At 56.8% G+C, this 16,268-nt stretch carries 13 protein-coding genes; 3 read left to right on the forward strand and 10 right to left on the reverse strand.

Annotated elements, in window-relative coordinates; genetic code table 11:
• The first annotated feature begins 187 nt into the window (after positions 1-187).
• Positions 188-820 (forward strand): hypothetical protein, encoded by a 633-nt coding sequence (locus tag ACZ1G5_RS08465; protein ID WP_472732419.1) that lies wholly within the window; start codon positions 188-190, stop codon positions 818-820.
• On the opposite strand, the gene ACZ1G5_RS08470 is transcribed toward ACZ1G5_RS08465, so the two are convergent.
• Positions 817-1,737: a DMT family transporter gene (locus tag ACZ1G5_RS08470; protein WP_472732420.1), complete on the reverse strand. Its 921-nt coding sequence runs from the start codon at positions 1,735-1,737 to the stop codon at positions 817-819. The genes ACZ1G5_RS08465 and ACZ1G5_RS08470 overlap by 4 nt on opposite strands.
• 114 nt (positions 1,738-1,851) lie before the next feature.
• On the opposite strand from ACZ1G5_RS08470, the gene ACZ1G5_RS08475 reads away from it, so the two are divergent.
• On the forward strand, positions 1,852-2,877 hold the full coding sequence (locus ACZ1G5_RS08475) for a fatty acid desaturase (RefSeq protein ID WP_472732421.1): 1,026 nt from the start codon (positions 1,852-1,854) through the stop codon (positions 2,875-2,877).
• 50 nt (positions 2,878-2,927) lie between these two features.
• Here the strand turns inward: ACZ1G5_RS08475 and ACZ1G5_RS08480 are convergent, their stop codons facing one another.
• The 8 genes from ACZ1G5_RS08480 to ACZ1G5_RS08515 all read right to left on the reverse strand — a co-directional run bounded on the left by ACZ1G5_RS08480 (position 2,928) and on the right by ACZ1G5_RS08515 (position 14,197).
• Entirely contained in the window at positions 2,928-4,079 is a 1,152-nt protein-coding gene (locus tag ACZ1G5_RS08480; protein ID WP_472732422.1) for a PQQ-dependent sugar dehydrogenase, read from the reverse strand.
• 2 nt (positions 4,080-4,081) lie between these two features.
• Positions 4,082-5,119, reverse strand: a complete 1,038-nt coding sequence (gene queG / locus ACZ1G5_RS08485) for a tRNA epoxyqueuosine(34) reductase QueG (RefSeq protein WP_472732423.1) — start codon at positions 5,117-5,119, stop codon at positions 4,082-4,084.
• A 50-nt stretch (positions 5,120-5,169) separates the two neighbouring features.
• Complete coding sequence (gene fzlA / locus ACZ1G5_RS08490) at positions 5,170-5,835, reverse strand: FtsZ-binding protein FzlA (RefSeq protein WP_472732424.1); 666 nt, start codon at positions 5,833-5,835, stop codon at positions 5,170-5,172.
• A gap of 64 nt (positions 5,836-5,899) precedes the next feature.
• Positions 5,900-6,664, reverse strand: a complete 765-nt coding sequence (mtgA, locus tag ACZ1G5_RS08495) for a monofunctional biosynthetic peptidoglycan transglycosylase (protein ID WP_472732425.1) — start codon at positions 6,662-6,664, stop codon at positions 5,900-5,902.
• A gap of 82 nt (positions 6,665-6,746) precedes the next feature.
• Positions 6,747-11,279: a glutamate synthase large subunit gene (gene gltB / locus ACZ1G5_RS08500; RefSeq protein WP_472732426.1), complete on the reverse strand. Its 4,533-nt coding sequence runs from the start codon at positions 11,277-11,279 to the stop codon at positions 6,747-6,749.
• Positions 11,280-11,332: 53 nt separating this feature from the next.
• Positions 11,333-12,004: a hypothetical protein gene (locus ACZ1G5_RS08505; protein WP_472732427.1), complete on the reverse strand. Its 672-nt coding sequence runs from the start codon at positions 12,002-12,004 to the stop codon at positions 11,333-11,335.
• The gene (locus ACZ1G5_RS08510; RefSeq protein ID WP_472732428.1) at positions 12,001-12,672 is read right to left on the reverse strand and encodes a hypothetical protein; all 672 of its coding nucleotides are present in this window, start codon (positions 12,670-12,672) and stop codon (positions 12,001-12,003) included. The genes ACZ1G5_RS08505 and ACZ1G5_RS08510 overlap by 4 nt, the downstream gene beginning before the upstream one ends.
• Positions 12,673-12,769: 97 nt before the next feature.
• Positions 12,770-14,197 carry an NAD(P)-dependent oxidoreductase gene (locus tag ACZ1G5_RS08515; protein ID WP_472732429.1) on the reverse strand — a complete coding sequence of 476 codons (1,428 nt, stop codon included), beginning with the start codon at positions 14,195-14,197 and terminating at the stop codon, positions 12,770-12,772.
• A gap of 220 nt (positions 14,198-14,417) precedes the next feature.
• Between ACZ1G5_RS08515 and ACZ1G5_RS08520 the strand changes: the two genes are divergently transcribed.
• Entirely contained in the window at positions 14,418-15,221 is an 804-nt protein-coding gene (locus tag ACZ1G5_RS08520; protein WP_472732430.1) for an undecaprenyl-diphosphate phosphatase, read from the forward strand.
• Here the strand turns inward: ACZ1G5_RS08520 and ACZ1G5_RS08525 are convergent.
• Entirely contained in the window at positions 15,218-16,198 is a 981-nt protein-coding gene (locus ACZ1G5_RS08525; RefSeq protein ID WP_472732431.1) for a complex I NDUFA9 subunit family protein, read from the reverse strand. The two genes, ACZ1G5_RS08520 and ACZ1G5_RS08525, sit on opposite strands and share 4 nt — an antisense overlap.
• Positions 16,199-16,268: the final 70 nt, after the last annotated feature.

Here is a 16,268-nt window from a genome sequence, read left to right on the forward strand (position 1 = left end):
AAAGATTCGCGCGGGCTGAACGCATCGCAATACCCTCGGATGGTTAGACCCCATTCATGTTCAAATCAGATTGTTGAGTAGAATTGTCGCGAAACTGGCAACACTGCCCGCATCATGTTTTTTGTGACTGTCAAAGTTAAGCCGGGTTCTTATGTCAGGTTGCAGCCTGTAATTGATAAGAAGTTTCATGGTATCTTTTGACAATATCAACGCGGCGCCACGGCCAGACAAACCTGCCACATCGGATCACGAGGTCAGCTTGCGCCGCATCCTCAAGTCCGCGTCACAGGACCTGTGGTTGGACACGATCCGGCGCACGCAATGGCCGTTGCACAACAAGCTCGTGCACTGGATGCTGAACCAGACAGAATGCGACTTTGCCGTTGCCTGCCACGCGCTTTATCGCAGCAATCCGGCACATCACCTTGATCAGCCACACCCCCTGCCATTGCGGCCCGACCAATCGGATATCTTTGCGTTGGTTTTGCTGAATTGGGACACCGGGTTTTACCGATCGCACAACCTGATGGTTGAAAGCATCGATGCCAATCCGCGCGTTATCGCGCGGATCAATCAAAAAGTCATGGCACGCCCTGCAGGATCTTTGCCCTTCAAAATACCAGAGGCCTTTCTGTGCCCCGTGGGTGGTATCCCGCTTTCAGTGCCCGACCATCTGTCGCCCGACAACGCCCGTCACCTTTGGCCGATTTACGCAAAACTTGGCCTCAGGGTCGATCCTGCAGCGCCGGGTGTACCGCGACAGGTTGCGCGCGCTAAATCGCTCTTGGTCAAGGTCAAGCAACGCAGCGGCATACCCTAGGTGCCGACATTGCCGGTTGCTTTACGCTGCTGCGCACGTTGCAGCCCCAGCATGCGTTCCCGCCAGATGATCAGAACACCAGCCGCGATGACAATGCCCGCACCCAACAGCATTGTGCCGGTCGGCACCTCATCAAAGATGAAATAACCAATCACCAGCGCAAGGATCATCGACGTATAATCAAAGGGTGCCACCAGCGACGCCTCTGCATAGCGATAGCTGGACGTCAGCAAAATCTGCCCAATCCCTCCCAGTAGTCCGGCCATGATCAACATCAGGGTCACTTGCCAGGGTGGCATGACCCATCCCCACGGGATCGTAAACAGCGACAATCCGGCGGACGTGATCGTGAACCAGAACACAATCGCCGCTGTCGTTTCGGTAGCGACCAGCTTGCGCACAAAGACCTGCGCAAGCGCGGCTAATACGGCCCCCATCAAGACGACAACTGCGCCCAAGGTCTCGGACACATTCAACGACGCACCCACAGACAGGCGCGGCGACAGAACGATCAGCACACCGACCATCCCCAAAGCCACCGCAGACAAGCGAAAGGCCCGTACATTTTCGTTCAGAAACATGGCGGCAAAAACCACAACCAATAGGGGTGCAGCATATCCAATCGCGGTCACCTCTGGCAGTGGCAGCAAACCCAGGCCTGTAAAGCCCAGCCCCATCGCAGAGGTCCCGACCAAGCCACGCCAGAAATGCCCCATCGGGTTTTTTGTCTTCCAGCCGTCGCGCAGCTCGTGACGGATCGCAAGCCAGCCCAGAATAATCGGCAGGGCAAAGAACGACCGAAAGAAAACTGCCTGCCCCGGCGGCACATCTGCGGACGCCGCTTTGACCAGACTGGCCATGCCCATGAACATGCAGACCGACAGTATCTTGAAAATAATGCCTCGAAGCGGCTGCATAACGGTCCCTCTCAAAGGCACACTATGCCGCGAGTTAACCACAATGAAGCCTTTTTCACTTGCTAATGACTGACGTTAGGTTATCCGAAATCAAAGCGATATAAGAAGCGGTATATGCAAGACAAAAATCAGACCCCCGCCAATATGACCCCCCGCGATTGGGTTCAGATTTTAGCAAAGTACCGTGAGCCAAGCAGCATGCGCAGCAGCTTTGAACTCGCGATCAGTTTGATCCCCTTTGTGGTGCTATGGGTGCTGGCCTGTTGGGTGGCACAATACAGCTATCTGGCGGCGTTTTTGATTTCTGCGGCGAACGGTCTGTTCCTGCTGCGGCTCTTTTGTATTCAGCACGATTGCGGCCACGGGTCATTCTATAACAACCGCAACATCAGCGATTGGGTTGGGCGCGCTTTGGGCGTCGTGACCCTCACACCTTATGATGTTTGGCGGCGCACCCATTCGATCCATCACAGTCACGCGGGTGATCTTGATCAGCGCGGCATCGGCGATGTCATGACACTTACGGTTGAGGAATATCATCAACGCACTGCATTCGGACGCTTCCTTTATCGCGCATACCGGCATCCGCTGGTCATGTTTGGCCTTGGGCCGACCTATCTGTTCTTCCTGCAAAACCGTCTGCCGCTTGGGCTAATGGATCAAGGGCGCAAATATTGGATCAGCGCGATGGGCACCAATGCCGCTATCGTCACGATCCTCTGCACCATCGTCTATTTCGGTGGCTTTCAGGCGCTTTTCCTCGTGTTTTTGCCCACAACGCTGATTGCGGCCTCTATTGGCGTCTGGCTATTCTACGTCCAGCACCAGTTTGAGACGACCCATTGGGAACAATCCGAAGACTGGCAATTACACGAGGCAGCGCTGCACGGCAGCTCACACTATGATCTGCCACCGATCCTGCGCTGGTTCACCGCCAATATCGGCATCCATCATGTGCATCACCTCTACAGCCGTATCCCGTTTTATCGCCTGACCGAAGTACTGCGCGACCACAACGAACTGGTCGAGGTCAGCCGCATGAACATCGCCCAAAGCATCAAATGCGCGAGCCTTGATCTATGGGACGAAAAGTCCAAGCGTTTAGTATCCTTCGCCACGGCACGGAAACTGGCAGCCTAACCGCAAAAATGTGGCACGTTCCGGACATGAACCGGAACTTTAACGTCAACCTAGCGGGGGGTCACCCGCAGGACTTCACCGGCGTCCAGCAGCACCAGAACCGCGCCGTCATCCAGAACCTCAACGTCGCGGATGCGGCCCACATCCGTCAGCAGGCGTTCTTCGCCGACCACGCGACCACCGTCCATTTTCAATCGGACCAGACCGCCGGGGTTCAGTGACGCAATCAGCAAATCGCCCCGCCAGTCGGCATATGGCCCGTCATAAAACATCATCCCGCCGGGGGCGATCACAGGATCCCAGTAATAGACCGGCTCCTCATAACCCTGCGCACGTGACAACCCACGCCCCACGTCCGATCCGCGATAATTGACCCCATAGCTGACAACAGGCCAGCCATAGTTCAAACCCGCCTGCGGTTGGTTCAGCTCATCACCACCACGCGGCCCATGCTCAATCGTCCAAAGGTTGCCATCTGTATCAATGGCCGCGCCCTGCATATTGCGATGACCCAGCGACCAGACCTGATTGCTCCCGCTACTGCCGACGAAGGGGTTGTCGCGGGGCTCGGTACCATCAGCGTTCAAGCGGATCACCTTGCCATGGGCCGTTGTGATATCCTGTACCAACTTCCCACTGTCACCCGCACCGCGGTCACCGGTCGTGATCCACACCGTGCCATCCGCCATCGGGATAATCCGGCTGCCAAAGTGACGACCATTGCGGGCAGGCCAATCCTGCACAAAAATATCCGTCGGACGCTGAAGCTCACCATCGCGTCCCAAAGTCGCGCGGGCCGCCGCGGTCACTAGACCACCGCGCACAGGTTTCGCATAAGTCCAGAACACCGTGCGATCACGTGCAAAATCAGGCGAGATCGCAACATCCAACAGCCCACCCTGACCGTCAGCCGCAACCTCTGGCAAACCGGGCAATGGCGCGCTGACTGTCCCATCTTCATTGATGATGCGCATCGCACCGGGGCGTTCAGTGACCAAAAACTGACCGTTGCCCAGGGGTGCGATCCCCCAGAGTCCATCCAACCCTTCGGCAAAAACCTCGACATCGACACGCGTCGTGCGCAATGCTGGCGCGCGGGTCTGGTTCTCAAACGCCGGCCGAAAATCAGCATTGGGGCGCCCTTGGTCCACTTGGGCAACAGCGGCCACAGGTAACATCATCAAAGCAAGAATACGGATCATGGTCAGTCCTCCTTTAATGCCAAGATAGCCCAGCGCGCCGCATCGGCCACCGCCGGATCAGGGTCATCAACCAAAGGTGAGACCGCCGCGACCAGTGCAGGATCACCGGAGTTGCCAATGGCATAAGCCACATTGCGCACAAACCGATCCCGGCCGATGCGTTTGACCGGAGAGCCCGAAAACAGCGTCCGAAACGCGGCATCATCCAACGCGGCCAAATCCGCCAATGGCGGTGCAATTAGATCATCCCGCGCCGCCAGTTTCGCATCACGGCCTTCAACCGCAAATTTATTCCACGGACAAATCGCCAGACAGTCATCACAACCATAAATCCGGTTTCCCATCAAGGGGCGTAACTCTTCCTCAACCGAGCCCTTATGCTCAATCGTCAAATAGGAAATGCAGCGCCGCGCATCCAACTGATAGGGGGCTGGAAAGGCCGCCGTCGGACAAATATCCAGACAGGCGGTACAGGACCCGCAGTGACTTTCCTCTGCCGCATCAGGCGCCAAATCGACCGTGGTAAAGATCGCGCCCAGAAAGAACCAATTCCCCAAATCACGGCTCAGCAAATTGGTATGCTTCCCCTGCCAGCCCAAACCAGCCGCCTGCGCCAACGGTTTTTCCATAACCGGGGCGGTATCGACAAACACTTTAATCTCGGCGTCCGGCACCTGTGCGATCAACCATCGGCCCACCCGTTTCAGGCGTTTTTTTACAACATCATGGTAATCGCGGTTCTGGGCATAAACACTGATCGCCGCACGATCAGGCTCTTCCAACACGGCCATCGGATCATGCGCGGGCGTATAAGGCTCCGCCAACATGATCACAGACCGCGCCGCGGGCCAAAGCGCTGCCGGATCACTGCGCCACGTCATCCGCTCTGCCATCCACGCCATCTGACCGTGCATCCCCGCATCAACAAACGCCTGCAACCGCTCTGGCAACTCCGGCACCGCATCAGGGCGGCACACCCCGACAGAGGCAAATCCCGCCGCGCGCGCATACCCAAAAAGCTCTTCTTTCAAGCTTCTCATGTTCGAAAATACCTCGGGGGGAGGACCGAAGGGACGGGGGCTGGCCCCCTTTAAAAATCCAGATCAGCATAATGCGCGGCGGGCTGAAATCCGGGAACCTCATCCGCCAGAATAGATCGGAATGCAGGCCGCGATTTGATCTTGGCGTACCAGTCTTTCAACACCTCATGGCGGTTCCAATCAACATCGCTGGTATAGTCGAGGCAGGACAATTGGGCGGCGGCAGCAAAATCCGCCATCGTCATATCATTGCCCGCCAGCCACCGGCGTTCATCCAGCAAACGCGCCATATAATCGAGGTGGTATTTCACCGCTTTCGCACCCGCCTTGACGTTCGTGCTGTCAGGATAGCCGGTGCCCATCACCTTGCGATACACCCGCTCACCGATCAGTTTTGCGGTGACCTCGTGATAGAACTTGTCGTCAAACCAGCCGACCAAGCGGCGAACTTCACACCGGGCCTCAGCAGTCTTGGGGAACAATGGCGGGGTCGGATGGGTCTCATCAATATATTCACAGATCGCCACACTGTCCGACATCGTGTGCCCACCCATCTTGAGCACAGGCACTTTCCCTGCCGGGTTGCGACGTAAGAAATCCGCGTCCTGCTCCCAGTACCGTTCCTCGACCAAACCGACTTCGATCTTCTTTTCCGCCAGACACAAGCGCACTTTTCGCGAAAACGGGGACAACGGGTAATGATACAAGGTATTCATGGGACACTCGCGGGATAGACTAGCCCATCAATGCCGCAAGCAGGCGTTCTGATCAATGGGGCGGTCAGTTTTCAAAGCAATCCGCGCGCCCGTCCGCCGCAATCGTCGCCGCACCACTCATGATGGATGCCGCCCGATTGCGGGTAAAACTGCTGGGGTTTGACGCCGATCTGTTCTTGGGTGACGGCAGGATCGCAGCCAGTCGCGCGGCTTGCCGTCCCGATAGTTCTGATGCATCCACGCCAAAGTAGTGGCGCGCTGCCGCCTGCACCCCAAACACGCCCTCATCAAATTCAGCGACGTTCAAGTAAATCTCGACGATCCGGCGCTTGGACCAAACCGCTTCGGTCAACGGCGTCCAAACCGCCTCAATCGCTTTGCGCGCCCAACTACGACCATGCCACAGGAACACGTTCTTGACGACCTGCTGCGATATGGTCGAGGCACCGCCCCGCCCCCGTTCCACCGCCGCCTGGATCGCATTCACATCCAACCCCCAGTGCAGGCAGAAATTCGCATCCTCAGCCGCCACAACCGAGCGCGCCATGACAGGTGCAATATCCTCAATCGCGACCCACTCTTGTTTCACAGTCACAAGGCGATGCGCCTCAGCGCGCATATAAGGTGTCGTTGGCGGATTGATGAACGCGTAAAGCAGCGTCCAAAGCAAGGCAAAGGCAAACACAGCCAAAGCACCCCAAAGAACAACCCTGCGCACAAACCGCCGTGCCCGTTGAATTGGGCCCAGCTTTTTGGTTTTCTTCGCAGGCTTCTTCTTGGGTGCCGGCTTTTTCGCCGGTTTCTTCTTCGCTGTGCTCGTTTCTGCCATCGCCCCCATAAGCCACGGCAGTCGTTAACAGGTCAAGAAGATGGACCGCCCCCGCGCGCATTTTGGCGCAGGGGCGTGTCTTTTACTCCGCAGGGATCGCCGCATCCTCAATGCTCAGCGGTGCCGGCAGATGCACCAGCATCTCTTTCGGGCAGATCTGCACAAAGTTCCCTTTCTCGAGGTCCCAATGCTGCAGCAGATCAGCGGCCTTGCGACTGCCAGTCTCTTCTGCGTGACGCTCAATCAGGCCTTTCAACTGGTCATGCCAGTGGTCCACAGTCACCGGATTTGTCACCAGCGTTTCCATGTTGATCAGATCAGCCGCTTGCCCCTTCGGGTCATACAGATAGGCCATGCCACCGGTCATCCCGGCCCCAAAGTTCGCGCCAATCGTCCCAAGGATCACAGCCACACCACCGGTCATATATTCACACCCGTTGGTCCCGCAGCCCTCGATCACGACATGCGCGCCAGAGTTCCGCACCGCGAAACGCTCGCCCGCGCGACCGGCGGCGAACAGATACCCAGCGGTCGCACCATAAAGCACGGTGTTCCCGATAATCGTGTTCTCGGACGCCACCAGCGGGCTGACCATCGGCGGACGCACGACAATCGTACCACCCGACAGGCCCTTGCCGACATAGTCGTTGGCATCGCCGGACACTTCCAGCTTCAGCCCCGGTGCGGCAAAGGCCCCCAGCGACTGGCCCGCAGACCCGCGCAGTTTCACCGTCAGGTGGTCTGGCTGCAACGCGTTGCGCATCCCGAACTGCTGCACAATATGGCTCGACGTGCGTGTGCCGATGGTCCGCAGCGTGTTCTGCACCGCATAGTCCAGCTGCATCTTTTCGCCGTCTTGCAGGAAGCGTTCCGCGTCCTTCACGATCTGCGCATCCAGCGTGTCATCAACCGGATTGCGCGGCTTGTTGCGATCATAGGTGATCTTGTTGGCCCCATCGACCGTGATCAGCAGCGGGTTCAGGTCCAGATCATCCAGATGCGCCGACCCGCGCGACACCTGCGTCAGCAGGTCAGCACGACCAATCACATCATCCAAAGACCGCGCGCCAATCGACGCGAGGATTTCACGCACCTCGGTCGCATAGAAGGTGATCAGGTTCACAACCTTATCCGCGTTGCCTGTAAACTTATCGCGCAGCGCCTCGTCCTGCGTACACACGCCCACAGGGCAGGTGTTCGACTGGCATTGACGGACCATGATACAGCCCATTGCGATCAGGGCGGCGGTGCCGATACCGTATTCCTCGGCCCCCATCATCGCGGCCATGACAATGTCACGACCCGTGCGCAGGCCACCATCGGTCCGCAGCGTGATCCGCTCACGCAGGTTGTTCATGGCCAGCACTTGATGCGCTTCGGTCAGGCCCATTTCCCATGGCAGCCCGGCGTATTTGATCGACGTACCGGGGGATGCGCCTGTGCCACCATTGTGTCCTGAAATCAGGATCACATCGGCCTTGGCCTTGGCCACACCTGCGGCAATCGTGCCGACGCCTGAAGATGACACCAGCTTGACCGTCACCTTACAACGCGGATTGATCTGCTTGAGGTCATAGATCAGCTGCGCCAGGTCCTCGATCGAATAGATATCGTGGTGCGGCGGCGGCGAAATCAGGGTCACGCCTTTGGTCGAATGACGCAGACGGGCAATCAGGTCGGTGACTTTCATTCCCGGTAACTGACCGCCCTCACCGGGCTTGGCACCTTGGGCGACCTTGATCTCCAGCTCTTCGCAAGCGTTCAGATATTCCGCCGTCACACCAAAACGACCCGACGCCACCTGCTTGATCTTCGCTGATGGATTGTCGCCATTCGGCTCCGGGTTGAAGTGCGCGGGATCTTCGCCGCCCTCACCACTGTCAGACTTCGCACCAATGCGGTTCATGGCCACGTTCAGTGTCTTATGCGCCTCAGGGCTCAGCGCACCTAAAGACATGCCGGGCGTCACAAACCGCTTGCGGATCGCAGTAATGCTTTCGACCTCTTCAATCGGGATTTCCTTGCCCAATGGCTTGATCGCCAGCAGATCACGCAGGTGGATCGGGGGGTTCGACTGCATCGACTTGGAATACTGCTGCCACAGGGCATAGGACGCGTTGTTACACGCAGCCTGCAGCATATGCATGGTCTGCGCTTCCCACGCGTGCTTTTCACCGGACCGGCGGGATTTGTAGAAACCGCCAATGGGCAGCACGTCAGAGCCACCTTTCCAGCCCTTCGCATGCACCTCTTCTACCTTGGTTTGAATGCCTGATGTGCCGATGCCGGAAATACGGCTATGCATACCGGGGAAATATTCAGCCACCATCGCACGGCTTAGGCCAACCGCTTCAAAATTCAGACCACCACGATAGGATGATAGAACAGAAATTCCCATCTTCGACATGATTTTCAGCAGACCGGCATCAACGGCGGCGCGATAGCGGTTCATCGCTTCGGTCAAGGTGCCATCAATCAAGCCACGACGCACGCGGTCCGCAATGCTGTCCTGCGCCAAATAGGCGTTCACAGTGGTCGCACCACAGCCGATCAGCACGGCAAAGTAATGCGGGTCAATGCACTCGGCGGAACGGACATTGATCGAACAGAAGGTCCGCAAACCCTTCGCCGTCAGACCAGAGTGCACCGCAGAAGTGGCAAGGATCATCGGCATCGGCACTTGATAAGGCGATTGGTTCTGATCCGTCAGCACGATGTGACCCGCACCCGAACGGACGGCATCCTCTGCCTCGGCACGAATGCGTTGCAGACCTTTGTTCAGCGCACCGGGACCGGGCTCGAAAATGCAGTCGATCACAGCGACATTGTCACCAAAGTGGCGGACCATTTCGTCAAATTCTGCATTCCCCACAAATGGGCTTTCCAGTTGCAAAATCTCGGTCTGCGAACTGTCCTCATCCAGCACGTTCTTGAGGTTCCCAAAGCGGGTTTTCAACGACATCACCCGGCTTTCGCGCAAGCTGTCAATCGGTGGGTTCGTGACCTGAGAAAAGTTCTGGCGGAAGAAATGCGACAGCGGGCGGTAGGTTTTCGATAGCACGGCCGAGGGCGTATCATCGCCCATCGACGCGATCATTTCCTTGCCGTCCTCGGCCATCGGCGCCAGCACCTGCTCCAACTCTTCGATGCTGTAGCCAGCGGCCACCTGACGCTTGCGCAGTTCTTCGCCCTCAAACAGTGCCTTTTCGGGCACGTCACGCATGATGTCATTCAGGTCGACAACCTTTTCGACCCATGCACCAAAGGGCTGTGCGGCGGCCAGTTTGTCTTTCAATTCCTCATCATGGAACAGGCGGCCCTCTTGCATGTCCACCGCAATCATCTGCCCCGGACCAAGTGCGCCTTTTTCCACAACCGTGGCTTCATCAACCGGCACCATCCCCACTTCGGACCCGGCAACCAGTAGACCATCACCGGTCACAACATAACGCAGCGGGCGCAAACCGTTGCGATCCAGACCACCACAAACCCAACGGCCATCGGTCATCGCCAATGCAGCCGGACCATCCCAAGGTTCCATCACAGCGTTGCAGTATCCGTACATATCCTGCCACGCCTGCGGCATCTCAACCGCCTGCTGGGACCATGCCTCTGGCACCATCATCGTCTTGGCCATTGGGGCATTACGCCCTGCACGGACCAAAACCTCAAACACAGAATCCAAAGCAGACGAATCCGACGCGCCCGACGGGATGATCGGCTTGATATCTTCGGCCTTGTCGCCAAACGCATTCGACGCCATGCGAATTTCATGGGACCGCATCCAGTTGACGTTACCCTTCAGCGTGTTGATCTCACCGTTATGGGCCAACATGCGGAACGGCTGGGCCAAGGACCACTGCGGGAATGTGTTGGTCGAGTAACGCTGGTGATAAATCGCAAAGGCGCTTTCAAAGCGAGCATCCATCAGGTCAGGATAAAACTCGGCCACCTGCTCGGCCAGCATCATGCCTTTGTAGATCAGCGAACGACAGGACAGGGAACAGACATAAACGCCACCAATGCCAGCAGCGGTCGCGGCTTTCTCAATCCGGCGACGGATGATATAAAGCTCACGCTCGAACTGTTCTTCGTCCATATCCTTTTCGCAACGGATCAGGATTTGCTCAATCTCGGGGCGGGTCGCATTGGCCTTTTCGCCCAGCACTTCGGTATTTACCGGCACATGACGCCAGCCATAGATATAGTGGCCCATCCGCAGCACTTCGGATTCCACAATCGTCCGGCAGCGTTCCTGCGCACCAAAATCGGTGCGGGGCAGGAACACCTGACCCACGGCAATCAGCTCACCTTCGCTGGGCTCGTGACCGGTGCGGCGGATCTGATCCTCAAAGAAGGGGACAGGAATTTGCACATGAATACCTGCGCCATCACCTGTCTTGCCATCCGCATCAACAGCGCCACGGTGCCAAACGGCCTTGAGGGCATTAATGCCCTTTTCCACCACGTCACGGGATGGCGTGCCATCAATCGACACCACAAGACCCACACCACAAGAGGCATGTTCGTCATCGTCCTTGTAAAGGCCGTTTTCAGCCATCCACTGACGCTTGGCTTCTTCGGCGGCGACCCAGGATTGATCATAGGTTGTCATTTGTATTTCCTTTCAGAGGAGCCACCGAAAAAGGTGGGCTTGATGTTCAATTCTTAAGAGATCGCGACGCCACACCCATGCTTGGGGCTGCTGCTCAGAAATCCCGGTTCACCGGGAAAGATGAATTCGACAGGTCGACTACTGCGTTCAAACGCACCGTCTGGGGTTGTCACGGTGCTGGTGCCAGACATAAAAATGCGCCAGTCGCGATTGATGAACTCGCGCCCATTGGCCGACCAGACTTCGTTACCTGACGCGTCATATGCGGTGATGTCGAATGTGGTTTCGTCCAGTGTGACGCCATCAATTGTCACCTGACGGCCAGTCAACGTATCCTGGCCGACATAGCGCGTCGTGCCGATCTCATCGGAAAGCGTCCGGAAATCATAGTCGTCAACGCCCTTGTCAAGCAGGTCGGAAAACGAAGCAGGTTCCGCAGGGCTGCTTTCCAAACGCTCCTGATGATCGCTCAATACATGAAAGCTGCTGATCCACTGCGTTTCGCTGTCAATTTCGCCCACATAGGTCATGCCCTGCTCATCAAGGCTGACCCGCCGCTGATGACCGGCTGTATCACCCTGACAGGTAAAGTGGTGATCAACCTGACAGCTTTCGCTTTGCACAGTCAGATAGGCATCACATCCAGCGGGCAAGCTAAAGGTGTGCGGTCCGTCCTGTGCCGCCGCAGGGGCCGCCAGCATGATAAGTGCAAGAACATATCTCATGGCTGAAAACGTGCATCAGTCTGGTTGCATTCATAGATCGGTTGCGCGGCAAAAAAGCCGGGCTCGCCGGGATAGATGAATTCGACCGGCGACATATCCGTGATTTGGTCAGGATCTTCCGCGGTCCACGCCTCACCAAACAGGAAAATCCGGTGCTCTTCGCTCACGTACTGGCGGCCGTTGCTTGCATCAATTTCATTGCCGTCACCATCAAGGGTCCGACCCTGAAATTCGGTATTCAACAAGGTTTCTCCGTCAATGACGGTGGTTTCGCCGGTCAGCATGTCAAAACCGACATTACGTTCGGTACCATCCTCGGTTTCAAGGGTGAAGTCCCACGTATCGACCTGATTGGCAAAAAGCTCGGTCAGTGATGCCGGATCCTCTGACGGGGTAATCAGCCGCTCGGTGCCGGTCATTTTGTAGGACTCAATCCACTGAAATTCAGCGTCGACCTTCTGCACACTGAACAGGCCAACCTGACCAAACAGCGCGATCCACTGATCACCGGGATTGTCAGCCTCGCAGGTCCAGACATTGACCATCACACATCCTTTTTGCTGGACCGTCAGCTTGGCTTCGCAGCCCTCAGGCGCGGAAAAACTTTGCTGGGCGACCACCGGGGTAGCCAAAGTCAGGGCAGTCAGGATCGAGAGCGATTTCATCATTTCTTTACCTTCCAGGTCAGTGAGTGTGACCTATTCGAAAATTCTGTATGTGCTGGTGTATGTACACCGTATGTACAGCATCTGTACGGGATACATATCACTCCGCAGCGACGTTTGCCGCCTGACCCAGATATTCAAGCATTGCGGTCGCCGCGTCACGCCCATCACGAATGGCCCAAACAACAAGCGACGCACCGCGCACGATATCGCCGGCGGCATAAACACCCTCAAGGCTCGTCGCCCCGGTGTTGAAATCCGCCTTCACCGTGCCCCAACGTGTCACTTCAAGGCCATCAACACCCCACAACTTCGGCAGGTCTTCGGGTTCAAAGCCCAGCGCCTTGATCACGATATCCGCGCCTTCAACATAGTCGGACCCTTCAATCAGTTCAGGCGCCTGACGGCCTGTTGCATCTGGCGCACCAAGACGCATCTTTTGCACCTTCACGCCAGTGCAGGGATCACCTTCAAAACCGTTAGGTGCAGAAAGCCAGACGAATTCAACGCCCTCCTCCTCGGCATTCTGCACCTCGCGCTGCGATCCGGGCATGTTGGCGCGGTCGCGGCGGTATAAACATTTCACACTTTCAGCGCCTTGGCGCACGGCAGTACGAACGCAGTCCATCGCTGTATCACCACCACCAATGACGACGATACGCTTGCCTTCGGCATTCAGCTCACCGCTGTCAAATTCCGGCACATCATCGCCAAAGCTTTTGCGGTTGCTGGCGGTCAGATAGTCGATGGCGTCCACAATGCCATCCGCACCCGCATCTGGCAGATCACGTGTTTTATAGACGCCGGTGGCGATCAAAACCGCATCATGCTTACCGCGAATGGCGTCAAACGACAGGTCTTCGCCCACATTGCAATTCAACACAAACTGCACGCCGCCCTCTTCCAGCTGCGCCATGCGCTGCATGACGATATCTTTCTCCAGCTTGAAACCGGGGATGCCATAGGTCAGCAAACCGCCGCCACGATCATAGCGATCATAAACCGTGACCTGCACGCCCTGACGGCGCAGCATGTCAGCAGCAGCCAAACCACCGGGACCAGCACCAATGATGCCAACGCTTTCACTACGTTCTGCATGGGGGCGGATGGGCTTGACCCAGCCTTCCTCAAACGCGGTGTCGGTGATGTATTTTTCGACCGACCCGATGGTCACAGTGCCGTGGCCTGATTGTTCGATCACGCAATTGCCTTCGCACAGACGGTCCTGCGGGCAGATGCGACCACATATCTCTGGGAAGGTGTTGGTTGCCTGACTAATCTCATACGCCTCTTGCAAACGACCTTCGGCGGTCAGGCGCAGCCAATCGGGGATATTGTTGTGCAAGGGGCAATGGGTTTGGCAATAGGGCACGCCACATTGGCTGCACCGGCTGGCTTGCTCGGCGGCCTTTTCGCGGGCGTACTCTGCGTAAATCTCGCCGAAGTCTTCTTTGCGTAAGTTGGGTGGACGCTTCTCGGGCATTTCCCGATCCACATTCGTAAACTTCAACATCTTCTGGCCAGCCATAGCGGAGCCCTCCCATATTCCAGAGCGAGATGCCTTTTAAGATGGTCCAAACGGAATGAAAAGGCAGTTATGCTGACCTATATAAAAGAAATTGATGCGCGTTGGGGTAGTTTGGCACGAAAATTCTTCAAATTTAGGTCCGAAATGTTACCTATATCCCCTCTTCCCCCTAAATTCAGGCAGGTTAGGTTGAACGCGGGCGAGATCAAAGACCGGATCAATGACGACATTTCACCTACTACTTATCGCCTTGATCCAAGGGATCACCGAGTTTTTGCCGGTGTCGTCCTCTGGTCATTTGATCCTTTTGCCGTCCCTGTCAGGGATGGAAGACCAAGGTCAGGTCATCGACGTCGCTGCCCATGTTGGTACGCTAGCCGCGGTCATCCTTTACTTCTGGTCTGACGTCAAACTGGCCCTTGGTGGATTACTCCGCCTGATCCGTGGCAAGATCGACACGCGGGGCGCGTTCCTCGCACTTTGCCTGATTATTGCAACCGTGCCGGTTATCATCATCGGCCTGATCCTGAAAGTCACGGGACTGTCCGATGCGATGCGCGGGATCGCCGTGATCGGGTGGGCGATGATCATCTTTGGGGTCGTGCTATATTGGGCAGATCAGAAGGGGCCAACAGAAAAAACCGCGCCCCAATGGTCACTGAAAGACGCTTTCCAAATGGGGCTGTGGCAGGCATTGGCGTTGATCCCCGGCACATCACGGTCAGGCATCACAATCACCGCCGGGCGGATGCTGGGCTATACGCGTACAGACGCTGCTACACTGGCGATGCTGATGTCGATACCAACAATCATCGCGTCTGCCGCTTTGCTGGGGCTGGATGTGATCAGCACCGGCGATACAGGCGAAATGCGCGATATTGGCATCGTGATGGGCATGTCATTTGCAGCAGCGCTTTTGGCGCTGGCACTCATGATGCGCTTGCTGAAATCGATCAGTTTCACACCTTACGTGATCTACCGGATCGGATTGGGCGTGGTGCTTTTGTGGATCGCTTATACCTAAGCCTTGAGGTTCTTGGCAGACTCTTTGATCGCGTCATATTGCCCGGAAGGACGGAAACGCCACAGGTAGTCAGGCAGCACAGCTTCCATCGCCGTAGGCCGGATGCCCAGCGCGTCAAAACCACGCGCATCGTCAGAAACTACATTATCAACGGCCAGATTGATCACCTGATCTTTGGTCACAGGCCCCTTGACTAACCCAAGCGTCAGCGCACGGCCGATCCCGAACATTGTCGCCATGATCCGCGCCATCCAGAACGGCGTATTCACGATCAAACGACGGCGGCGGATTACACCCAGCATCAGCTGCATCAACGCGCGGAAACTATGCACATCAGGCCCGCCAAGCTCATATACGCCGCCATCGGCCTGCCCCAACACACCTTTAACAGCGGCGGCGGCCACATCATCAACATAGACCGGCTGAAAACGCGTATCGGCACCGATGACAGGCAGCACAGGACCCAGACGGGACATGCCCGCAAAGCGATTAAAGAACTGATCCTCTGGACCAAAGATAATGGAAGGACGCAGGATCATCGCGGCTGGCATATGCTCCAGCACACCTGCCTCACCCGCGGCTTTTGTCTTGGAATACTGGCTGGCGGCCGCAGCATCCGCACCAATGGCAGATATATGCACCATCCGCGCCACACCGTGGGCGGCAGCGACGCGGGCAATCCGTTCGGCACCTTCGGCCTGAACAGCAGAAAACGTATTTTTGCCAACCTCATCCAAAACACCAACACAGTTTACAACCGCATCGGCACCATCGGTCACGGCAGCAACGCTGGCGTCATCGCGAATGTTGCAGAACACAGGCTCGACTTGCCCCACAACACCATATGGACGCACGAACATCGCTTCGTTTGTGTTGCGCACGGCGACACGTACGCGCCAACCCTCTTTGGCCATGCGGCGGGCAATGTAGCGTCCGACAAAACCGGAACCGCCGAAGATGGTGACTAGCTGAGACATCGCTGAACCTTCAGATAACGCGTTGACTTGGTTTACCCCCGGCCCTCAGGCCAGACAAGGCGCAATCCCG

It is taken from the genome of Yoonia sp. JB2-21 (genome assembly GCF_055693545.1).